Annotated in this window: 30 protein-coding genes; all 30 read right to left on the bottom strand. The window is 63.5% G+C overall.

Annotated features, from left to right (window positions below):
- Positions 1-228 precede the first annotated feature (228 nt).
- The 30 genes from H9L16_RS09280 to rpsL all read right to left on the bottom strand — a co-directional run bounded on the left by H9L16_RS09280 (position 229) and on the right by rpsL (position 18621).
- Entirely contained in the window at positions 229-1227 is a 999-nt protein-coding gene (locus H9L16_RS09280) for a DNA-directed RNA polymerase subunit alpha (protein WP_187551446.1), read from the bottom strand.
- 52 nt (positions 1228-1279) lie between these two features.
- Positions 1280-1912: a 30S ribosomal protein S4 gene (gene rpsD / locus H9L16_RS09275; RefSeq protein ID WP_187551445.1), complete on the bottom strand. Its 633-nt coding sequence runs from the start codon at positions 1910-1912 to the stop codon at positions 1280-1282.
- Positions 1913-1931: 19 nt separating this feature from the next.
- Entirely contained in the window at positions 1932-2324 is a 393-nt protein-coding gene (gene rpsK, locus H9L16_RS09270; RefSeq protein WP_187551444.1) for a 30S ribosomal protein S11, read from the bottom strand.
- A gap of 10 nt (positions 2325-2334) precedes the next feature.
- The gene (gene rpsM, locus H9L16_RS09265; RefSeq protein WP_187551443.1) at positions 2335-2691 is read right to left on the bottom strand and encodes a 30S ribosomal protein S13; all 357 of its coding nucleotides are present in this window, start codon (positions 2689-2691) and stop codon (positions 2335-2337) included.
- 405 nt (positions 2692-3096) lie between these two features.
- Positions 3097-4428 carry a preprotein translocase subunit SecY gene (gene secY / locus H9L16_RS09260; RefSeq protein WP_187554126.1) on the bottom strand — a complete coding sequence of 444 codons (1332 nt, stop codon included), beginning with the start codon at positions 4426-4428 and terminating at the stop codon, positions 3097-3099.
- A 28-nt stretch (positions 4429-4456) separates the two neighbouring features.
- A complete protein-coding gene (rplO, locus tag H9L16_RS09255) occupies positions 4457-4894 on the bottom strand; it encodes a 50S ribosomal protein L15 (RefSeq protein WP_187551442.1) in 438 nt (145 codons plus the stop codon).
- Between the two features lie 4 nt (positions 4895-4898).
- Complete coding sequence (rpmD, locus tag H9L16_RS09250) at positions 4899-5093, bottom strand: 50S ribosomal protein L30 (RefSeq protein ID WP_187551441.1); 195 nt, start codon at positions 5091-5093, stop codon at positions 4899-4901.
- Positions 5086-5625, bottom strand: a complete 540-nt coding sequence (rpsE, locus tag H9L16_RS09245) for a 30S ribosomal protein S5 (RefSeq protein ID WP_187551440.1) — start codon at positions 5623-5625, stop codon at positions 5086-5088. The genes rpmD and rpsE overlap by 8 nt, the downstream gene beginning before the upstream one ends.
- 165 nt (positions 5626-5790) lie before the next feature.
- The gene (rplR, locus tag H9L16_RS09240) at positions 5791-6147 is read right to left on the bottom strand and encodes a 50S ribosomal protein L18 (RefSeq protein WP_187551439.1); all 357 of its coding nucleotides are present in this window, start codon (positions 6145-6147) and stop codon (positions 5791-5793) included.
- A 44-nt stretch (positions 6148-6191) separates the two neighbouring features.
- A complete protein-coding gene (gene rplF, locus H9L16_RS09235) occupies positions 6192-6719 on the bottom strand; it encodes a 50S ribosomal protein L6 (RefSeq protein ID WP_187551438.1) in 528 nt (175 codons plus the stop codon).
- A gap of 13 nt (positions 6720-6732) precedes the next feature.
- The gene (gene rpsH / locus H9L16_RS09230) at positions 6733-7128 is read right to left on the bottom strand and encodes a 30S ribosomal protein S8 (RefSeq protein ID WP_187551437.1); all 396 of its coding nucleotides are present in this window, start codon (positions 7126-7128) and stop codon (positions 6733-6735) included.
- 177 nt (positions 7129-7305) lie between these two features.
- Positions 7306-7611, bottom strand: a complete 306-nt coding sequence (gene rpsN / locus H9L16_RS09225; RefSeq protein WP_187551436.1) for a 30S ribosomal protein S14 — start codon at positions 7609-7611, stop codon at positions 7306-7308.
- A 10-nt stretch (positions 7612-7621) separates the two neighbouring features.
- Complete coding sequence (gene rplE / locus H9L16_RS09220; RefSeq protein WP_187551435.1) at positions 7622-8164, bottom strand: 50S ribosomal protein L5; 543 nt, start codon at positions 8162-8164, stop codon at positions 7622-7624.
- 1 nt (position 8165) lies between these two features.
- A complete protein-coding gene (gene rplX, locus H9L16_RS09215; RefSeq protein ID WP_187551434.1) occupies positions 8166-8480 on the bottom strand; it encodes a 50S ribosomal protein L24 in 315 nt (104 codons plus the stop codon).
- A gap of 16 nt (positions 8481-8496) precedes the next feature.
- Positions 8497-8865 (bottom strand): 50S ribosomal protein L14, encoded by a 369-nt coding sequence (gene rplN, locus H9L16_RS09210; protein WP_187551433.1) that lies wholly within the window; start codon positions 8863-8865, stop codon positions 8497-8499.
- 12 nt (positions 8866-8877) lie between these two features.
- Positions 8878-9141, bottom strand: a complete 264-nt coding sequence (gene rpsQ / locus H9L16_RS09205; protein ID WP_187551432.1) for a 30S ribosomal protein S17 — start codon at positions 9139-9141, stop codon at positions 8878-8880.
- Positions 9142-9152: 11 nt separating this feature from the next.
- On the bottom strand, positions 9153-9344 hold the full coding sequence (gene rpmC / locus H9L16_RS09200) for a 50S ribosomal protein L29 (protein WP_187551431.1): 192 nt from the start codon (positions 9342-9344) through the stop codon (positions 9153-9155).
- A complete protein-coding gene (gene rplP, locus H9L16_RS09195) occupies positions 9344-9757 on the bottom strand; it encodes a 50S ribosomal protein L16 (RefSeq protein ID WP_187551430.1) in 414 nt (137 codons plus the stop codon). Before rplP ends, rpmC begins: the two co-directional genes overlap by 1 nt.
- Before the next feature lie 3 nt (positions 9758-9760).
- Positions 9761-10498, bottom strand: a complete 738-nt coding sequence (gene rpsC, locus H9L16_RS09190) for a 30S ribosomal protein S3 (RefSeq protein WP_187551429.1) — start codon at positions 10496-10498, stop codon at positions 9761-9763.
- 2 nt (positions 10499-10500) lie between these two features.
- The gene (gene rplV / locus H9L16_RS09185) at positions 10501-10836 is read right to left on the bottom strand and encodes a 50S ribosomal protein L22 (RefSeq protein WP_187551428.1); all 336 of its coding nucleotides are present in this window, start codon (positions 10834-10836) and stop codon (positions 10501-10503) included.
- Positions 10837-10846: 10 nt separating this feature from the next.
- Positions 10847-11116, bottom strand: a complete 270-nt coding sequence (rpsS, locus tag H9L16_RS09180) for a 30S ribosomal protein S19 (RefSeq protein ID WP_187551427.1) — start codon at positions 11114-11116, stop codon at positions 10847-10849.
- 6 nt (positions 11117-11122) lie between these two features.
- Positions 11123-11950, bottom strand: a complete 828-nt coding sequence (gene rplB / locus H9L16_RS09175) for a 50S ribosomal protein L2 (RefSeq protein ID WP_187551426.1) — start codon at positions 11948-11950, stop codon at positions 11123-11125.
- Positions 11951-11960: 10 nt separating this feature from the next.
- A complete protein-coding gene (rplW, locus tag H9L16_RS09170) occupies positions 11961-12260 on the bottom strand; it encodes a 50S ribosomal protein L23 (RefSeq protein ID WP_187551425.1) in 300 nt (99 codons plus the stop codon).
- On the bottom strand, positions 12257-12862 hold the full coding sequence (rplD, locus tag H9L16_RS09165) for a 50S ribosomal protein L4 (protein WP_187551424.1): 606 nt from the start codon (positions 12860-12862) through the stop codon (positions 12257-12259). The genes rplW and rplD overlap by 4 nt, the downstream gene beginning before the upstream one ends.
- Before the next feature lie 2 nt (positions 12863-12864).
- Positions 12865-13521, bottom strand: coding sequence for a 50S ribosomal protein L3 (rplC, locus tag H9L16_RS09160; protein WP_187551423.1), 657 nt, complete (start codon positions 13519-13521; stop codon positions 12865-12867).
- Positions 13522-13531: 10 nt separating this feature from the next.
- The gene (gene rpsJ, locus H9L16_RS09155) at positions 13532-13843 is read right to left on the bottom strand and encodes a 30S ribosomal protein S10 (protein ID WP_187551422.1); all 312 of its coding nucleotides are present in this window, start codon (positions 13841-13843) and stop codon (positions 13532-13534) included.
- A 386-nt stretch (positions 13844-14229) separates the two neighbouring features.
- The gene (gene tuf, locus H9L16_RS09150; RefSeq protein ID WP_187551411.1) at positions 14230-15420 is read right to left on the bottom strand and encodes an elongation factor Tu; all 1191 of its coding nucleotides are present in this window, start codon (positions 15418-15420) and stop codon (positions 14230-14232) included.
- A 30-nt stretch (positions 15421-15450) separates the two neighbouring features.
- The gene (fusA, locus tag H9L16_RS09145; RefSeq protein ID WP_187551421.1) at positions 15451-17568 is read right to left on the bottom strand and encodes an elongation factor G; all 2118 of its coding nucleotides are present in this window, start codon (positions 17566-17568) and stop codon (positions 15451-15453) included.
- 158 nt (positions 17569-17726) lie between these two features.
- Positions 17727-18194 carry a 30S ribosomal protein S7 gene (gene rpsG, locus H9L16_RS09140; protein WP_187551420.1) on the bottom strand — a complete coding sequence of 156 codons (468 nt, stop codon included), beginning with the start codon at positions 18192-18194 and terminating at the stop codon, positions 17727-17729.
- Positions 18195-18246: 52 nt separating this feature from the next.
- Positions 18247-18621: a 30S ribosomal protein S12 gene (gene rpsL / locus H9L16_RS09135; protein WP_187551419.1), complete on the bottom strand. Its 375-nt coding sequence runs from the start codon at positions 18619-18621 to the stop codon at positions 18247-18249.
- Positions 18622-18914: the final 293 nt, after the last annotated feature.

Genomic DNA, 18914 nt, shown 5'->3' with positions numbered 1-18914 from the left:
TGCCCGTTGTTCCGGGCGGGTGGACTGCGCTGGTCCGTGCCGGCGTCCCTTGCCGGTCATGCCGCGAACGTGTCGTTCGTCGGCGGGGTGGAGCGTGTTGCGGTGCTGCTGTGTTGCCTAAGTCTTGAGCGGGGGCCGCGGCTCACGCCGCGTTTGCACCCCCGGCCCGGCGCAGCGCGCCGGGCGTTCGCACGAGGCGCGCGGCAGTGCCGCGCAAGCGCCTCGTGCTTACCCCATCATTCCGTGCGAGGCGACGCCGGCGGGCGGCCAGTTCTCGAGCTTCATGCCAAGCGACAGGCCACGCTGGGCCAGCACTTCCTTGATCTCGGTGAGCGACTTCTTGCCCAAGTTCGGGGTCTTCAGCAACTCGACTTCGGTCTTCTGGATCAGATCGCCGATGTAGTAGATGCTCTCGGCCTTGAGGCAGTTGGCCGAACGCACGGTCAGCTCGAGGTCGTCGATCGGGCGCAACAGCACCGGATCCACGCCACTGGCGGCTTGCTTCGGCGCGCCGCGATCGCGGTGGGTGAAATCGCCGAACACCGACAACTGGTCGCTGAGGATGTCGGCGGCGGTGCGCACGGCTTCCTCGGCGTCGATGGTGCCGTTGGTCTCGATGTCCAGCACCAGCTTGTCGAGGTCGGTACGCTGCTCGACGCGCGCGGCTTCCACTGCGTACGCAACGCGGCGGACCGGCGAGAACGAAGCGTCCAGCATCAGCTTGCCGATCGTCCGGGTTTCTTCATCCGGACGACGACGCGCGGCGGCCGGCTGGTAGCCGAAACCGCGACTGATGGTGAGGCGCATGTTCAGCGCCACGTCCTTGGTCAGGTTGGCAATCACGTGGCCGGGGTTCAACACCTCGACGTTGTGGCTGGTCTTGATGTCGCCGGCGGTGACAAGGCCCGGGCCCTGCTTCTTCAGCTCCAGGGTGTCCGAGTCGCCGCTGTGCATGCGGATGGCGACGTCCTTCAGGTTCAACAGGACTTCGAGCACGTCTTCCTGCAGACCTTCGACCGTGGTGTATTCGTGCAGAACGCCGTCGATCTCGACTTCGGTGATGGCGAAACCGGGGATCGAGGACAGCAGCACACGACGCAGCGCGTTGCCGAGGGTGTGGCCGTAACCGCGTTCCAGCGGTTCGATCACGACCCGGGCGCGGTTGTCGGTGATGCGCTCGATCTGCGGGCCGCGCGGACGCAGCACTTGGGTGGCGGTAACCGTCATTCGTGGTGTCTCCTGCTGGCCTGCGCAGGTTGCGCAGGCCTGTGGCAATGGCTTACTTCGAGTACAGCTCGACGATCAGCGCTTCGTTGATGTCGCTGGGCAAGTCGCCACGCGCTGGCACGGCCTTGAACACGCCGGCGAACTTGGTGGCGTCCACATCGACCCAAGACGGCGAGAGGTCCATCTGCTGGGACACGGTCAGCGATTCCTTGACCCGGAGTTGGCGGGCAGCCTTCTCGGACAGGGCGATCGCATCTCCGGCCTTGACCGCAAACGACGGAAGGTTGACCGGCTTGCCGTTGACGGTGATGCCGCGGTGCGAGACCAACTGGCGTGCGGCCGGACGGGTGATCGCGAAGCCCATGCGATAGACGACATTGTCCAGGCGGGTCTCCAGCAACTGCAGGAGGTTCTCGCCGGTGTTGCCCTTCTTGGTCGCCGCTTTCTTGTAGTAGTTGCGGAACTGACGCTCCAGCAGGCCGTAGATGCGCTTGACCTTCTGCTTCTCGCGCAGCTGGGTGGCGTAGTCGGACAGCTTGCCCTTGCGGGTCATGGTGGCGCCATGCTGGCCGGGCTTTTGCTCCAGCTTGCACTTGGAATCGAGCGCGCGGGCCGGCGACTTCAGGCCGAGGTCGGCGCCTTCGCGACGGGCGAGCTTACAGGTGGGACCGATATAACGAGCCATTTTCTAATGCTCCCCGGCGTCAGACGCGACGCTTCTTCGGCGGACGGCACCCGTTGTGCGGGATTGGCGTCACGTCGATGATGTTGATGATCTTGTAGCCGACGTTGTTCAACGAACGAACGGCAGACTCGCGTCCCGGGCCCGGGCCCTTGATGCGCACTTCCAGCGACTTCACGCCGTAATCGAGAGCAACCTTGCCGGCTTTCTCGGCGGCAACCTGCGCGGCGAACGGGGTCGACTTGCGCGAACCACGGAAACCCGCGCCGCCCGAAGTGGCCCACGACAGCGCATTGCCCTGGCGATCGGTGATGGTGATGATGGTGTTGTTGAAGGAAGCGTGCACGTGGGCGATGCCGTCAGTGACGATGCGCTTGATCTTCTTCTTGGTTTTAGCTGCAGCTGGCTTGGCCATGATTTATCCCTTACTTCCTGATGGCCTTGCGCGGACCCTTGCGGGTGCGTGCATTGGTCCGGGTGCGCTGACCACGCAGCGGCAGACCGCGACGATGGCGCAGGCCGCGATAGCAGGCCAGATCCATCAGGCGCTTGATCGCCATGCCGATTTCGCGACGCAGGTCGCCCTCGACCACGAACTTGCCTACCTCGGCGCGCAGGCGCTCGACGTCCGGCTCGGACAGGTCGCGGATCTTGGTCGACGATTTCACGCCAGCCGATTCGCACACCAGCTTGGAACGGGTACGGCCAATGCCGTAGATGCTTTGCAGCCCGACCCAGACATGCTTCTGGGCAGGCAGGTTGACGCCCGCAATACGCGCCATAAGGCGATCTCCGATAACGAAATGGCGCTGGATCTCTCGACCCGGCGCAGTGAACACGAAATTATAGTCAAGTCTCGGCATTTCAGGAAGCCCCTGCCCGGAACGGCGCAGGAACCCGGCATGGGGAGTGTGCCCATGCTCCGGCGATGGCCCTGAACTGGCAGCCCCGGAACGACTTCTTCTCGAAGGCATTCCGACCTGCCCGCGCGCTACTCCGGCGTGCGGATCGGTTCAGCGCCACCCGTGCGCGAGACTGCCGCCCGGGTCGCCCATTGTGCCAAGCCGCGCATAAGTCGGCGTTGGCTGGTGTTCGTTGCCATCCATGGCGTTGGTTTACAGACTTCGTAAAGCCCGGCCCGGACATCCTGTCCAGACGCTCGCCCGGTTCAGAGCAGCGCTGCCGCGCTAGCGTGAACCGCCTCGCCCCTTCAGATTCGCTTTCTTCAACAGGCTCTCGTACTGGTGCGACATCAAGTGCGCCTGGATCTGCGCGATGAAATCCATCACCACCACCACCACGATCAGCAGGGAGGTGCCACCAAAGTAGAAAGAGGTACCCAGCTCTGTGCGCATCACTTCCGGCAACAGACAAACGATGACCAGGTACAACGCACCAGCCGCGGTCAACCGGGTCAGCACGGCATCGATGTACTCGGCCGTCGCCTTGCCCGGGCGAATTCCCGGGATCAGCGCGCCGGACTTCTTCAGGTTGTCGGCGGTTTCCTGCGAATTGAACACCAGCGCGGTGTAGAAGAACGCGAAACCGGCGATCAGGGCCGCAAGCAACACCATGTGCAACGGCTCTCCCGGCGACAGCATCTGGCTCACCTTCTGCAGCCACGTGGTGGCCGAGCCACCGGACTGACCGAACCAGCTGGACGCAGTGGCGGGGAACATGATGATCGACGAGGCGAAGATCGGCGGGATCACGCCTGCCATGTTGAGCTTGAGCGGCAGGAACGAGCTCTGGTTCATGTACGCGCCACGACCACCTTGGCGACGGGCGTAATTCACCGTGATCCGGCGCTGACCGCGCTCCACGAACACCACGAACCAAGTGAACGCCAGCACGATGGCCAGGATGAAGAACACCGTGATCCACTGCATGTCGCCGCTATTGGCCTGCTGCAGGGTATTCAACACCGCGCCCGGCAGGCCGGCGACGATGCCGGCGAAAATGATCAGCGAGATGCCGTTGCCGATACCGCGCTCGGTGATTTGCTCACCAATCCACATCAGGAACATCGTGCCCGCGGTCAGCGACACCACCGCGGTCAGCACGAAGCCGGGGCCGGGGCTGTAGACCACCGGCAGGCCGCTTCCTGCACCTTGGCCCTGCAGCGCGATGGCGATGCCGGCGGCCTGGAAGATCGCCAGGAACACTGCGCCGAAGCGCGAGTACTGGGTGATCTTGCGGCGTCCGGACTCGCCTTCCTTCGACATCGCCTTCCAGCTCGGCAGGATCTGGGTCATCAACTGGACCACGATCGACGCCGAGATGTACGGCACCACGTTCAATGCGAACAGACTGAAGCGCGACAACGCACCACCCGAGAACATGTTGAACATGTCCACGATGGTGCCCTTCTGCCCTTCCATGAGCTGCAGCATCGCCTGCGGGTTGACGCCCGGCACCGGGATGAAGCAGCCAATCCGGTAGATGATCAGCGCGCCCAGCACGAACAGCAGGCGCGAGCGAAGTTCGGTGAACTTGCCCGCACCCGCCAGACCCGACATCGCACCCGCGTTTCGCGACATGCCGTGCTTACTCCGCCAGCTTGCCGCCGGCGGCCTCGATCGCGGCCTTGGCACCCGCAGTCGCAGCCACGCCCTTAAGCGTGAAGGCCTTGCTGACTTCGCCCTTGGCAACGATCTTGGCGCGCTTGGCGGTGCTCGGCACCAGCTTGGCAGCGCGCAGGGCGGCGAAGTCGATCTCGCCGGCCGGCAACGTGTCCAGCTTGTACAGCAGCACTTCGGCGCAATCATTGGCCAGTTTCGAGCGGAAGCCGATCTTCGGCAACCGCTTGTACATCGGCATCTGACCACCTTCAAAGCCGGCCTTGATCTTGCCCTTGCCGGAGCGCGCGAACGAACCCTTGTGGCCGCGGCCGCAGGTCTTGCCGAGACCGGAACCGATGCCGCGACCGACGCGACGGGCGTCCTGGCGAGCGCCATCGGCGGGCTTGAGCGTATTGAGCTTCATGTGATTACTCCTCGACCTTGACCAGGTAATGCAGCTGGTTGATCAAGCCACGCACCTGCGGGCTGTCCTTCAGCTCGCGGACGCTGTTGAGCTTGCCCAGGCCGAGCGCCTTCACCGAGAGGCGATGACGCGCCTGGGTGCCGCGCAGACCCTTGACCAGGCGGACCTTGACGGTCTTGCCGGAATTATTATCAGCCATGGTTGATATCCTCCAGCTTCTTGCCGCGCTTGGCCGCGATCTTGGCCGGCGAACGGATCGACTCCAGGCCGCGGATGGTGGCGCGCACCAGATTGATCGGGTTGCGCGAACCGGTGGCCTTGGCCAGCACGTTCTTCACGCCCACCACTTCCAGCACGGCGCGCATCGCGCCACCGGCGATCACGCCAGTACCTTCCGATGCCGGCTTCATGAACACACTGGCCGCACCATGATTGGCCTTCACCTGATGGAACAGGGTGCCGTTGTTCAGGTCCACCGTGGTCATGCCCTTGCGGGCGTATTCCATCGACTTCTGGATAGCCACCGGCACTTCACGCGCCTTGCCATAGCCGAAGCCGACCTTGCCAGCGCCGTCGCCCACCACCGTCAATGCGGTGAAGGTGAACTGGCGACCGCCCTTGACCGTCTTGCTGACGCGATTGACCGCGATCAACTTTTCGATCATGCCGTCATCGACTTTTTCCTCGCGCGGACCACGATCGCGGCCGCGGGATTCGCGTTGCTCTGCCATTTCGGTATCTCGTTGTATTGAAGGGAAATTGCGGCGTCGCCGCTTATTGTTGTGAAGTGTTTCGGGGGTCCCGCCATCGCCGCAACCGGCAGTGGCGTCCGATGCAATCCGCATCGGCGGGAGACAGGCAACAGGCATGGGGCCGGAGCCCCGCGCCATCAACCCTTAGAACTGCAGGCCACCCTCGCGGGCGGCATCAGCCAGCGCCTTGACGCGGCCGTGGTAACGATAGCCCGAGCGGTCGAACGCAACCTTCTCGATACCGGCGGCCTTGGCACGCTCGGCAATGACCTGGCCGACCTTGGAAGCAGCATCCTTGTTCTTGCCGTTCTTAAGGCCGTCCATGACGTCGGCCTGCACGGTGGAAGCCGAAGCCAGCACCTTGGCGCCATCGGCGGTGAACAGCTGGGCGTACAGATGCTGGCCGGTGCGCAGCACCGTGAGGCGCGGCACGCCGAGATTGCGGATATGCGCGCGGGTGGACTTGGCGCGACGCAGGCGGGCGGTGTTCTTGATGCTCATGATCTGATTCCTCGAAGCTGAAAGCGCTTGCATCCCGGAGGGGATTACGCCTTCTTGGCTTCCTTGCGGATGATGACTTCGCCGGCGTACTTCACACCCTTGCCCTTGTAGGGCTCAGGCGGGCGGTAGCCACGGATCTTGGCGGCGACTTCGCCGACGCGCTGCTTGTCCGCACCGGCCACCAGGATTTCGGTCTGGGTCGGGGTGCTGATGGTGATGCCTTCCGGGGTCTGGAACACGACCGGGTGCGAGAAACCGAGCGACAGGCTCAGATCCTTGCCCTGCATGGCAGCGCGGTAACCAACGCCGACCAGCTCGAGCTTGCGCTCGAAGCCGGTGCTGACACCGTGCACCATGTTGGCGACAATCGCACGCAGGGTGCCGGTCAGCGGCACCAGCGAGGCGTCGTTGGCCGACAGCTGGGCGTTGCCGTCTTCGATCTTGACTTCGATGCCGGCCGGCTTCGGCACACTGAGGGTGCCCTTCGGGCCCTTCACGCTGATCGAAGTGGCCTGGACGTTGAGCTCGACACCACTGGTGATGGCAACCGGCTTCTTGGCGACTCGGGACATGGTCGTTACTCCCTTAGGCCACGATGCACAGGACTTCACCACCGACGCCGTGCAGGCGCGCCTGCGAGTCGGTCATGATGCCCTTGGAGGTGGAAATGATGGCGACGCCGAGGCCGTTGAGCACCTTGGGCAGCGCGTCCTTGCCGCGGTAGTTGCGCAGGCCCGAGCGCGACACGCGCTTCAGGGTCTCGATCACCGGCTTGCCTTCGTAATACTTCAGGGCCAGCTCCAGCTCGGCCTTGGCGCCGTTCTCGGTGACACGCACGTCGGCAATGTAGCCCTCGCCCTTGAGGACGTTGGCGATCGCGACCTTGGTCTTGGAGGACGGCATCTTCACCGTCTGCTTGCCAACCGCTGCCGCATTCTTGATGCGGACCAGCATGTCGGCGATGGGATCAGTCATGCTCATTGAAAATTCCTGATGAGTGCACCGATATCCGCTTTCGCGAAAATCTGTCGGATTGTGGTGATGCCGCCGCCCGGAAAAGACGCGACACCGGTTGCGACCGAAGGCCCGCATCGCTGCGGGCCTCGGGATTTCCCTGCTTTAAAGGCGGGAAGCCGCCCAATATAGCAGGAGTTTCAGTTACCAGCTAGCCTTGCGCAGACCGGGAACATCGCCATTCATCGTCGCCTTGCGCAGCGCGTTACGGCCCAGGCCGAACTTGCTGTACACCGCGCGCGGGCGGCCGGTCAGGGCGCAACGCGTGGTCTGGCGACTCGGCGAGGAATCGCGCGGAAGCTTCTGCAGCTTGACCGCCGCGTCCATCTTCTCCTCGTAGGACGCGTCCTGGCTGGAGATGATCTTCTTCAGCGCGTCGCGCTTGGCGCCATGCTGCTTGGCAAGCTTGGTGCGCTTGACCTCGCGGTTCACCATTGAAGTCTTGGCCATCTGTCTTGCCTCAGTTGCGGAACGGGAAGCGGAAGGCTTCGAGCAGGGCCTTGGCCTCGGCGTCGGTCTTCGCGGTGGTGGTGATGGCGATGTCCATGCCGCGCATCGCATCGACCTGGTCGAAATCGATCTCCGGGAAGATGATCTGTTCCTTGACGCCCATGTTGTAGTTGCCACGGCCGTCGAACGAACGACCGGATACGCCGCGGAAGTCGCGGACGCGCGGCAGCGAGATGTTGATCAGGCGATCCAGGAACTCGTACATCTTGGCGCGACGCAGGGTGACCTTGGCGCCGATGGGCCAGCCGTCGCGAATCTTGAACGAGGCAACCGAAACGCGCGACTTGGTGACCTGCGGCTTCTGGCCCGCGATCTTGGCCATGTCGGCCACCGCGTTCTCCAGCACCTTCTTGTTGGTCGCCGCTTCGCCCACGCCCATGTTCAGCGTGATCTTGGTCAGCTTCGGAACTTCCATGATGTTGGTGTAGCCGAACTGTTTCATCAGCTTCGGCACCACTTCATCCTTGTAGAACTTTTCGAGACGGGTGTTCATTTCAGATGGCCTCGCCGCTGGAGCGGAGCACGCGAATGCGCTTTCCATTCTCCAGGATCTTGGTGGCAGTGCGCTCACCCTTGCCGGTGGCCGGATTGAGCAGCATCACGTTGGAAATGTGGATAGACGCCTCGCGCTCGATCAGCCCGCCGGCCTGGCCGGCTTGCGGATTCGGCTTGGTGGCGCGCTTGACCAGGTTCAGGTTCGAGACGAACACGCGCTCGCCGTCGACGCGGAGCACTTCGCCGGTCTGACCCTTGATCTTCTTGTTGCCGGTGGTGACGACGACCTGGTCGCCCTTGCGGATACGGTTCATGGTTTCCTTCCTCCGCTCAGAGCACTTCAGGCGCGAGCGAAACGATCTTCATGAACTTCTCGGAGCGCAGCTCGCGGGTCACTGGCCCGAAGATGCGCGTGCCGATCGGCTCTTGCTTGTTGTTGAGCAGCACGGCGGCGTTGCCGTCGAAGCGAATCAGCGAACCGTCCGCGCGGCGCACACCCTTGCGGGTACGGACCACGACGGCGTCGTAGACGTCGCCCTTCTTGACCTTGCCGCGCGGGATCGCGTCCTTCACCGAGACCTTGATGATGTCGCCGATGCCGGCGTAACGGCGCTTGGAGCCACCGAGCACCTTGATGCACATCAGTTCCTTGGCACCGGAGTTGTCGGCAACGTCGAGATAGCTCTGCATCTGGATCATGGCTGTCTCCTGTTACTCGGCTGCGCGGGCGAGGATCTCGACCACGCGCCAGTTCTTGGTCTTGGACATCGGCGCGCATTCGGCCACGCGGACGGTGTCGCCCTCGTTGCACGAATTCTCGGCATCGTGGGCATGCAGCTTGGTCGAGCGGCGGATGTACTTGCCGTACAACGCATGCTTGACGAGGCGCTCGACGAGCACCGTCACGGTCTTGTCCATCTTGTTGCTGACGACGCGGCCTTCGACCGTGTGCAGCTTCTTGGTTTGTTCGGTCATCTCGGCTGTCCTTACTTCGTCGCGCCGAGCAGCGTGTTGACGCGAGCAATCTCGCGGCGCACGCGGCGGGGTTCGTTGGTCTTGGACGGGGGAAGCTGGCCGGTGGCCTTCTGCATGCGGAGCGCGAAACGCTCCTTCTGCAGCTCGACCAAGTGGGCCTTCAGCTCGTCCGCCGACTTCTGACGCAGTTGCTTGAGTTCCATCAGCGCACCGTCCGGGTCACGAAAGTGGTGGTGACCGAGAGCTTGGCCGCGGCCAGGCGGAACGCCTCGCGCGCGATCGTCTCATCGACGCCCTCGATCTCGTAGATCATGCGGCCGGGCTGGATCTGAGCGACCCAGTACTCCACGTTGCCCTTGCCCGAGCCCATGCGGACTTCGATCGGCTTCTTGGTGATCGGCTTGTCGGGGAACACGCGGATCCACATCTTGCCGCCACGCTTCACGTAACGACTGATGGAACGACGCGCGGCCTCGATCTGGCGTGCGGTGAGCTGGCCGTGGGCGGTCGCCTTCAGGCCGAATTCGCCGAAGCTGACGGCGTTGCCGCTCCAGGCCAGGCCGTCATTGCGGCCCTTGTGGACCTTGCGGTATTTGGTTCGCTTGGGTTGCAACATGATTTAGTCCCTCGCTTCACGATCGCGGCGCGGGCCGCGCGGGCGCTCGCGGTCGCCACGCTCGGCGCGCGGCGCCGGGGTGTCGTCCTGCTTTTCCTGGCCAACCTGGGAGAAGTCGAAGATCTCGCCCTTGTAGACCCACACCTTGATGCCGATGATGCCGTAGGTGGTCTTGGCCTCGGCGAAGCCGTAGTCGATGTCCGCACGCAGGGTATGCAGCGGCACGCGACCTTCGCGATACCACTCCGAACGGGCGATTTCCGCACCGTTGAGGCGGCCACCGACATTCACCTTGATGCCCAGCGCGCCGAGGCGCATCGCGTTGCCGACCGCACGCTTCATCGCGCGGCGGAACATGATGCGACGCTCTAGCTGCTGCGCGATCGATTCCGCGACCAGCTGGGCGTCGAGCTCGGGCTTACGCACTTCGGTGACGTTGATGTGCGCCGGGACGCCCATCACGTCGGACACTTCCTTGCGCAGCTTCTCGATGTCCTCGCCGCGCTTGCCGATCACCACGCCCGGCCGGGCGGTGTGGATCGTCACGCGCGCGTTATTGGCCGGACGCTCGATCAGGATCTTGCTGATCCCGGCCGCGGCCAGCTTCTTGCGAAGCATCTCGCGGACCTTGAGGTCGGCGGAGAGGTAGTCGGCGAAGTGCTTCTTGCCGGCGAACCACTTGGAGTTCCAGTCCTTGGAGATGCCCAAGCGGATGCCGATCGGATTGACTTTATGACCCATGATTACTTGCCCTCGCCCACGATCACGGTGATATGGCTGGTGCGCTTGGTGATGCGCGTGCCACGCCCCTTCGCACGCGCCATGAAGCGCTTCAGCGACGGACCCTCGTCCACCATGATGGTCTTGACTTTCAGTGCGTCGATGTCGGCGCCCTGGTTGTTCTCGGCGTTGGCGATGGCGGACTCCACGACCTTGCGGATCATGACGGCAGCCTTCTTGTCCGAGAACTTGAGCAGATTGACGGCACGCTCTGCCGACAACCCGCGCACCTGGTCGGCGACCAGACGGACTTTCTGGGCGGAGATGCGCGCACTGCGCAGGATGGCTTTCGCTTCCATGGTCATCTCCTTACTTCCCGCTCTTCTTGTCGCCGCCATGACCCTTGAACGTGCGGGTCAGGGCGAACTCGCCGAGCTTGTGACCGATCATGTTCTCGTTGATCAGCACCGGGATGTGGTTCTTGCCGTTGTGCACGGCGATGGTGAAGCCGATCATTTCCGGCAACACCGTGGAACGACGCGACCAGGTCTTGATCGGCTTCTTGCTGCTGCCCGCGGTCTCCACCTTCTTCTGAAGGTGGTGATCGATGAACGGGCCCTTCTTGAGTGAACGTGCCATTGCCGATTAGCTCCTGCGGTCGCGCACGATGAACTGCTGCGTGCGCTTGTTCTTGCGGGTCTTGTAACCCTTGGTCGGCACGCCCCACGGGGTGACCGGATGCGGGTTGCCCTGGCCAGCCTTCGCCTCGCCGCCACCGTGCGGGTGGTCGACGGGGTTCATGGCCGCGCCGCGCACGGTCGGCTTGACGCCACGCCAGCGCTTCGCACCAGCCTTGCCCAGCTTCTCGAGGTTGTGCTCGTCGTTGCCGACTTCGCCGATGGTCGCGCGGCAGTCTGCCGGCACCTTGCGCATCTCGCCCGAACGCAGGCGGAGCATCGCGTAGACGCCTTCGCGGGCAACCAGCTGGACGCCGGCACCAGCGGCACGCGCGATCTGCGCGCCCTTGCCCGGCTTCATCTCGATGCAATGCACGGTCGAACCGACCGGGATATTGCGCAGCGGCAGGGTGTTGCCGGCCTTGATCGGCGCATCACGACCCGCAATCACCTGGTCGCCGGCCTTCAGGCCCTTCGGCGCGATGATGTAGCGGCGCTCACCGTCCACGTAGCACAGCAGCGCGATGTGCGCAGTGCGGTTCGGATCGTATTCGATCCGCTCGACGCGGGCGGCAATGCCTTCCTTGTCGCGCTTGAAGTCGATGATGCGGTAATGCTGCTTGTGGCCACCACCGATGTGACGGGTGGTGATGCGGCCGTGGTGATTGCGCCCGCCCGAATTGCTCTGCTTTTCGAGCAAAGCCGCATGCGGCGCACCCTTGTGCAGATCCGGCGTCACCACGCGGACCATCGAGCGACGGCCAGGCGAAGTGGGTTTGAATGTCATCAATGCCATGGGTCGTTCCTCAGGCAGAAGTCGTCATGACGTCGATCGACTGGCCTTCGGCCAGTGTCACGTACGCCTTGCGCCAATCACCGCGGCGACCTTGGCGGAACTTGAAGGTCTTGGACTTGCCCTTCACGTTCAGCACGTTCACCGCAGTGACCTTGACGTCGAAGATCTTCTCCACGGCGGCCTTGACGTCGGCCTTGGTGGCAGTCTTCGCGACTTCGAAAACGTATTGGTTGGAGACTTCCTGCAGGCGCGCGGTCTTTTCGGACACGCGCGGTGCACGAATCACTTCGTACATGTTCACGGCGCTCATGCCAGCCACTCCTCGATCTTCTTGACGGCATCGGAGGTGATGACGACGGTGTCGGCACCGACCAGCGCAACCGGATCCAGACCCTGCACGTCACGAACCTGCACATACGGCAGATTGCGAGCGGACAGGAACACGTTCTCGGTCGCATCCTCGGTGACGATCAGCGGACGCCGACCGACGTTGAGGTCCTTCAGCTTGGCAATCATGCCGGTGGTCTTCGGCGAATCCAGCTCGAAGCCCTCGACGACCATCATGCGGCCCTGGCGGTTCAACTCCGACAGGATCGCAGCGATCGCGGCGCGGTACATCTTGCGATTGACCTTCTGCGCGAAGCTGCGCGGCTTGGCCGCGAAGGTCACGCCGCCGCCGACGAAGATCGGAGCCGTCAGCGCGCCATGACGCGCACCGCCACCCTTCTGCTTCTTCGACTTCTTGGTGGTGCCGTTGACTTCCGAACGGGTCTTCTGCGCCTTGGTGCCGGCACGACCGGCATTGCGGTACGCGACCACGACCTGGTGAACGAGGTCCTGACTGAATTCGCGGCCGAACACGGCATCGGAGACCGACAACGTGCTTGCGCTACCGTTGATATTGAGTTCCATGATCAGACTCCCTTGCTCGTCGGGCGCACGATCACGTCGCCACCCGGCGCACCCGGCACGGCACCACGCACGGCAATCAAGCCGCGCTCGGCGTCGACCTTGACGACCTGCAGGTTCTGCGTGGTCTGGGTCACGTCGCCCATGTGGCCGGACATCTTCTTGCCCGGGAACACGCGGCCCGGCGTCTGGCGCTGGCCGATGGAGCCCGGCGAGCGGTGCGACAGCGAGTTACCGTGGGTGGCATCACCCATCTTGAAGTTCCAGCGCTTGATCGTGCCCTGGAAACCCTTGCCCTTGGTCACGCCCTGGACGTCGACGATCTGGCCTTCGCTGAAGATGTCGGCCTTGATCTCGCCGCCCACTTCATAACCACCGATCTGGTCGGCTTCCACGCGCAGTTCCCACAACCCGCGACCCGCTTCCACCTTGGCCTTGGCCAGGTGACCAGTGGTCGGCTTGTTCAACAGCGAGGCACGCTTCACGCCCGCGGTCACCTGCAGCGCGGAGTAGCCGTCGGTCTCGACGGTCTTCACCTGGGTGATGCGGTTCGGGGTTGCCTCGATCAAGGTCACCGGAATGGACTTGCCGTCCTCGGTGAACATGCGGCTCATGCCGGCCTTGCGACCGACGATGCCGAGCGAATATTTCTTCGCGCTCATCGTTGTGCCCTCAGGTCAGCTTGATCTGGACGTCGACGCCAGCCGCGAGTTCGAGCTTCATCAGCGCGTCCACGGTCTTGTCGTTGGGGTCCACGATATCGAGCACGCGCTTGTGCGTGCGGGTTTCATACTGGTCGCGCGCGTCCTTGTCGGCGTGCGGCGAGGTCAGGATGGTGTAACGCTCGATCTTGGTCGGCAGCGGGATCGGGCCGCGCACTTGCGCGCCGGTCCGCTTGGCCGTCTCGACGATCTCGCTGGCCGAACGGTCGATCAGACGATGATCGAACGCCTTCAGCCGGATGCGAATCTTTTGGTCCGCCATGGGAGGATTGCCTCGTATCTAAAGAGCGACAGGCGATGCGGCTGAGTGCGCATCACCCCGTGGAAACAACGGGTAAAACCTTTATGCCGACAAACCAACTGGCGGCCCGGTTGCCCGGCCCGCCAGCGTGGGAATCCATGAACGCGCCGAAAGGCCCCGCCGAAGTGCTCCGGAAAGCTCCGGAACGGACGAGGCCTTGCCACGCGACATCTCCCTGTCTGGCGAACACGAGGCGCTTCCTGCGCCTCTTTTCGCTCCCTGCAGCGATTCAAGTCGCCGCGAGGGTCTTGCATTCTAGCGGATTTTTTCAGCCATGCGCAAGCGAGATTTGCATCTTTTGCGAAACAGCAGGTGCCCGACCAAGCGTGCACCTGCAACCCACTGAATTACTTGACGATCTTGGCCACGACGCCGGCACCGACGGTACGGCCGCCTTCGCGGATCGCGAAACGCAGGCCTTCGTCCATCGCCACCGGGTTGATCAGGCTCACCACCATCTTCACGTTGTCGCCCGGCATCACCATCTCCACGCCTTCCGGCAGCTGGCATGCGCCAGTGATGTCGGTCGTGCGGAAGTAGAACTGCGGACGGTAACCCTTGAAGAACGGCGTGTGGCGGCCACCTTCGTCCTTGGACAACACATAGACTTCGGCCTCGAAGTCGGTGTGCGGCTTGATGCTGCCCGGCTTGCACAGCACCTGGCCACGCTCCACGTCGTCACGCTTGGTGCCGCGCAGCAGCAGGCCGGCGTTGTCGCCCGCCTGGCCCTGGTCCAGCAGCTTGCGGAACATTTCCACGCCGGTCACGGTGGTCTTCTGGGTGTCGCGGATACCGACGATCTCGATTTCCTCGCCCACCTTGATCACGCCGCGCTCGATGCGGCCGGTCACCACGGTGCCACGACCCGAGATCGAGAACACGTCTTCGACCGGCATCAGGAACGCCTTGTCGATGTCGCGCTCCGGCTGCGGGATCCAGGTATCCAGTGCGTCCACCAGCTTCAGGATCGACGGCACGCCCATGTCGCTCTGGTCGCCTTCCAGCGCCATGCGCGCGGATCCCGTCACGATCGGAGTGTCGTCGCCCGGGAACTCGTACTTGCTCAGCAGCTCGCGGACTTCCATCTCCACCAGTTCCAGCAGCTCGGCGTCATCCACCAGGTCCGCCTTGTTCAGGTAGACCAGGATGTACGGCACGCCGACCTGGCGGGCCAGCAGGATGTGCTCGCGCGTCTGCGGCATCGGGCCGTCGGCCGCCGAACACACCAGGATCGCGCCGTCCATCTGCGCCGCACCAGTGATCATGTTCTTCACGTAGTCCGCGTGACCCGGGCAATCCACGTGCGCGTAGTGGCGGTTCGCGGATTCATATTCCACGTGCGCCGTCGAAATCGTGATGCCGCGCGCCTTCTCTTCCGGCGCCGCGTCGATCGCGTCGTACGCCTTGAACTCGCCGCCAAAACGCTCCGCGCCCACCTTCGTCAGCGCCGCCGTCAGCGTCGTCTTGCCGTGGTCCACGTGGCCAATCGTGCCCACGTTCACGTGGGGCTTGGTGCGCTCGAACTTACCCTTTGCCATTGTCTTGATTCCTTCAGAAATTTGGTTGGATCAACCCTTCTTGATCACGGCTTCGGCGACGTTGGTCGGCGCTTCGGCGTAGTGATCGAATTCCATGGTGAACGTCGCGCGACCCTGCGACATCGAACGCAAGCTGGTCGCGTAACCGAACATCTCGCCCAGCGGCACCATCGCGTTGATGATCTTGCCCGACGGGCTGTCGTCTTGGCCTTGCAGCAGGCCGCGACGACGGCTCACGTCGCCCATCACGTCACCCACGTAATCCTCGGGGCTGACGATCTCGACCTTCATGATCGGCTCCAGGAGGACCGGATCGGCCTTGCGGAAACCTTCCTTGAACGCCATCGACGAGGCGAGCTTGAACGCCATTTCCGACGAGTCGACGTCATGGTACGAGCCGAACACCAGCTTGGCCTTGACGCCGACCACCGGGAAGCCCGCGAGCGGACCGCTGGTGATGGTTTCGCGCATGCCCTTCTCGACCGCCGGGATGAATTCCTTCGGGATCACGCCGCCGGTGATGTCGTTGATGAACAGGAAATCGTTCTTGACGTCCGGATTGGCGCGGTCTTCGGCGGTCATCGGCGACATCTCGATGACCACGTGGCCGTACTGGCCCTTGCCACCCGACTGCTTGGCGTGCTTGTAGTCGCTCTTGACGTCCTTCTTGCGGATGGTTTCGCGGTAGGCCACCTGCGGCTTGCCGACGTTGGCTTCCACGTTGAACTCGCGCTTCATGCGGTCGACCAGGATGTCCAGGTGCAACTCGCCCATGCCGGCGATGATGGTCTGGCCGGATTCCTCGTCGGTGCGCACGCGGAACGACGGATCTTCCTGCGCCAGGCGACCCAGCGCCATGCCCATCTTTTCCTGGTCGGACTTGGTCTTCGGCTCGACCGCCATCGAGATGACGGGCTCCGGGAAGACCATGCGTTCCAGGGTGATGATGTGATCCTGCGCGCACAGGGTGTCGCCGGTGGTGACATCCTTCAGTCCCACCGCCGCGGCGATGTCGCCCGCACGCACTTCCTTGATCTCGCTGCGATCGTTGGAATGCATCTGCAGGATGCGACCCACGCGCTCTTTCTTCGACTTGACCGGGTTGTACACCGCGTCGCCCGAATTCAGCACGCCCGAATAGACGCGGAAGAACGTGAGCGAACCCACGAACGGATCGGTCATGATCTTGAACGCCAGCGCCGAGAACGGCGCCTTGTCGTCGGCCAGGCGAGTGTCTTCCTTCTCGTCTTCGTCGATGCCCGCAACCGGCGGACGGTCGGCCGGCGACGGCAGCAACTGGATCACGCCGTCGAGCATGGCCTGCACGCCCTTGTTCTTGAACGCGGAACCGGCGAACACGGGCACGATCTCGACGCGCAGGGTGCGCTCGCGCAGGCCGGAGATGATCTCGTCCTCGCTCAGTTCACCCTCGTTGAGATACTTGTCCATGAATTCTTCGTTAGCTTCGGCAGCAGCTTCGATCATGAAGTTGCGCGCTTCCTCGGCCTTCGCCTGGAGGTCCGCCGGGATGTCGCCGTACTCGAACTGGGTGCCCTGCGAGGCGACGTCCCAATGGATCGCCTTCATCTTCAGCAGGTCGACCACGCCCTCGAAGCCGTCTTCGGCGCCGATCGGCACCTGCATCGGCACCGCATACGCGCCCAGGCGCGACTTCAGCTGCTCGACGACCTTGTCGAAGTTGGCGCCGGTGCGGTCCATCTTGTTGACGAACGCCATGCGCGGCACCGAGTACTTGTTGGCCTGGCGCCACACGGTCTCGGACTGCGGCTGCACGCCACCGACGGCGCATAGGACGAACACGGCACCATCGAGCACGCGCAAGCTGCGCTCGACTTCGATGGTGAAGTCCACGTGTCCGGGGGTGTCGATGATGTTGAAGCGATGCTGCGGCAGGGACTTGTCCATGCCCGACCAGAACGCGGTGGTCGCAGCGGACGTGATGGTGATGCCGCGCTCCTGCTCCTGCTCCATCCAATCCATGGTCGCCGCGCCGTCATGCACTTCACCGATCTTGTGGCTGACGCCGGTGTAGAACAGGATGCGCTCGGACGTGGTGGTCTTGCCGGCATCGATGTGGGCCATGATGCCGAAGTTGCGGTAACGCTCGATGGGAGTGGTACGGGCCACGATGAGTCTCTCTTTGTGTCCGCCGAAACGGAATGGAATCGATATTCCGGATGGCCGATGGCCGCCTTGCGGCGGCCGTCGGTTTCATGCAGGACAGAGGTCCTGCGCTGGCGCGTGTCGCTGCGCCTGCGGGCTTCAGCGGGCCCGCGCCGACGTCATTACCAGCGGTAGTGCGCGAAGGCCTTGTTGGCTTCGGCCATGCGGTGGGTTTCTTCGCGCTTCTTGATGGCACCGCCACGATTTTCCGAGGCGTCCAGCAGCTCACCAGCCAGCTTGCGCGGCATGGTGTTCTCGCCGCGCTTGCGCGCCGACTCGATCAACCAGCGCATCGCCAGCGCCATGCGACGCGAGGTGCGCACTTCGACGGGCACCTGGTAAGTAGCACCACCGACGCGGCGGGACTTCACTTCGACCGACGGCGACACATTGCCCAGCGCCTTCTCGACGAGCTCGAGCGGGTTCGGGTTCTTCTCGCTGATGGTGTCCATGGCGCCGTACACGATCTTCTCGGCGACCGACTTCTTGCCGCTCTGCATGACCATGTTGATGAAACGGGCGATGGTTTCGCTTCCGTGCTTCGGGTCCGGCAGCACGGAGCGCTGCGGAGTATTGCCTTTACGGGACATATTCAGTAACCCCTAAACGAATCTTTGCGTGGGCGCTCGCGAAGCGGCGCGATCAGGACTTCGGACGCTTCGCGCCGTACTTGGAACGGCTCTGGCGACGCTTGGCGACGCCTGCGGCGTCCAGCGAGCCGCGCACGGTGTGGTAACGCACGCCCGGCAGGTCCTTGACGCGACCGCCACGGATCAGCACCACGCTGTGCTCCTGCAGGTTGTGGCCTTCGCCACCGATGTACGAGATGACCTCGTAGCCGTTGGTCAGACGCACCTTGGCGACCTTGCGAAGCGCCGAGTTCGGCTTCTTCGGGGTGGTGGTGTAGACGCGGGTGCAGACACCACGACGCTGCGGGCAGTTGGCCAGCGCAGGCGAGGTGCTCTTGTAGGTTTCCGGGTTGCGCGGCTTGCGCACAAGCTGGTTGATGGTTGCCATTTGGTGACTCGATTGGTGGGCCGGAGCCCTAGGAGGCGGACGTGCGGAGACGCATGAACAACATGCTCGGCCGGATGTAATGCAATCCGGCCGAGTTAGACGAAAAAGTATAGCCCGCGCGTGACCATTAGGTCAAACGAGGCCATACCGAACAGCCATCCCCCTGCGCTGCAGGCAACGATGGCCAATCTGCGATCCCGCCCTTCCTGGGCCCAACACGAGGCGCGTCCTGCGACCTCATTTGGTGATCTGGATGGCACGAGGCCATCAAAAGCGGCCGGCAGTATAGTCCG

The organism is Thermomonas carbonis, assembly GCF_014396975.1.
Classification (GTDB): Bacteria; Pseudomonadota; Gammaproteobacteria; order Xanthomonadales; family Xanthomonadaceae; genus Thermomonas; species Thermomonas carbonis.
Note: the sequence above shows the minus strand (reverse complement) of the source record. Positions and strands in the feature narration are given on the sequence as shown.

Bases quoted from the DNA above. Each gene is read 5' to 3' on its own strand.
- rplW (WP_187551425.1), bottom strand. From the start codon at position 12,260: ATGAGCGCCGTGAACATGTACGAAGTGATTCGTGCACCGCGCGTGTCC.
- rpsH (WP_187551437.1), bottom strand. From the start codon at position 7,128: ATGAGCATGACTGATCCCATCGCCGACATGCTGGTCCGCATCAAGAAT.
- rpsN (WP_187551436.1), bottom strand. From the start codon at position 7,611: ATGGCCAAGACTTCAATGGTGAACCGCGAGGTCAAGCGCACCAAGCTT.
- rpsC (WP_187551429.1), bottom strand. From the start codon at position 10,498: ATGGGTCATAAAGTCAATCCGATCGGCATCCGCTTGGGCATCTCCAAG.
- secY (WP_187554126.1), bottom strand. From the start codon at position 4,428: ATGTCGGGTCTGGCGGGTGCGGGCAAGTTCACCGAACTTCGCTCGCGC.
- rplV (WP_187551428.1), bottom strand. From the start codon at position 10,836: ATGGAAGCGAAAGCCATCCTGCGCAGTGCGCGCATCTCCGCCCAGAAA.
- rpmC (WP_187551431.1), bottom strand. From the start codon at position 9,344: ATGGAACTCAAGCAACTGCGTCAGAAGTCGGCGGACGAGCTGAAGGCC.
- rpsM (WP_187551443.1), bottom strand. From the start codon at position 2,691: ATGGCGCGTATTGCGGGCGTCAACCTGCCTGCCCAGAAGCATGTCTGG.
- rplF (WP_187551438.1), bottom strand. From the start codon at position 6,719: ATGTCCCGAGTCGCCAAGAAGCCGGTTGCCATCACCAGTGGTGTCGAG.
- rplO (WP_187551442.1), bottom strand. From the start codon at position 4,894: ATGAAGCTCAATACGCTCAAGCCCGCCGATGGCGCTCGCCAGGACGCC.
- rpsJ (WP_187551422.1), bottom strand. From the start codon at position 13,843: ATGGCGGACCAAAAGATTCGCATCCGGCTGAAGGCGTTCGATCATCGT.
- rplX (WP_187551434.1), bottom strand. From the start codon at position 8,480: ATGAACCGTATCCGCAAGGGCGACCAGGTCGTCGTCACCACCGGCAAC.
- H9L16_RS09280 (WP_187551446.1), bottom strand. From the start codon at position 1,227: ATGACGGTTACCGCCACCCAAGTGCTGCGTCCGCGCGGCCCGCAGATC.
- tuf (WP_187551411.1), bottom strand. From the start codon at position 15,420: ATGGCAAAGGGTAAGTTCGAGCGCACCAAGCCCCACGTGAACGTGGGC.
- rplR (WP_187551439.1), bottom strand. From the start codon at position 6,147: ATGAGCATCAAGAACACCGCCCGCCTGCGTCGCGCCAAGTCCACCCGC.
- rplN (WP_187551433.1), bottom strand. From the start codon at position 8,865: ATGATCCAGATGCAGAGCTATCTCGACGTTGCCGACAACTCCGGTGCC.
- rpsQ (WP_187551432.1), bottom strand. From the start codon at position 9,141: ATGACCGAACAAACCAAGAAGCTGCACACGGTCGAAGGCCGCGTCGTC.
- rpsE (WP_187551440.1), bottom strand. From the start codon at position 5,625: ATGGCAGAGCAACGCGAATCCCGCGGCCGCGATCGTGGTCCGCGCGAG.
- rplD (WP_187551424.1), bottom strand. From the start codon at position 12,862: ATGGAACTCAATATCAACGGTAGCGCAAGCACGTTGTCGGTCTCCGAT.
- rpmD (WP_187551441.1), bottom strand. From the start codon at position 5,093: ATGGCTGATAATAATTCCGGCAAGACCGTCAAGGTCCGCCTGGTCAAG.
- rpsS (WP_187551427.1), bottom strand. From the start codon at position 11,116: ATGGCACGTTCACTCAAGAAGGGCCCGTTCATCGATCACCACCTTCAG.
- rplP (WP_187551430.1), bottom strand. From the start codon at position 9,757: ATGTTGCAACCCAAGCGAACCAAATACCGCAAGGTCCACAAGGGCCGC.
- rplB (WP_187551426.1), bottom strand. From the start codon at position 11,950: ATGGCATTGATGACATTCAAACCCACTTCGCCTGGCCGTCGCTCGATG.
- rpsD (WP_187551445.1), bottom strand. From the start codon at position 1,912: ATGGCTCGTTATATCGGTCCCACCTGTAAGCTCGCCCGTCGCGAAGGC.
- rplC (WP_187551423.1), bottom strand. From the start codon at position 13,521: ATGAGCGCGAAGAAATATTCGCTCGGCATCGTCGGTCGCAAGGCCGGC.
- rpsK (WP_187551444.1), bottom strand. From the start codon at position 2,324: ATGGCCAAGCCAGCTGCAGCTAAAACCAAGAAGAAGATCAAGCGCATC.
- rplE (WP_187551435.1), bottom strand. From the start codon at position 8,164: ATGAACACCCGTCTCGAAAAGTTCTACAAGGATGAAGTGGTGCCGAAG.
- rpsL (WP_187551419.1), bottom strand. From the start codon at position 18,621: ATGGCAACCATCAACCAGCTTGTGCGCAAGCCGCGCAACCCGGAAACC.
- rpsG (WP_187551420.1), bottom strand. From the start codon at position 18,194: ATGTCCCGTAAAGGCAATACTCCGCAGCGCTCCGTGCTGCCGGACCCG.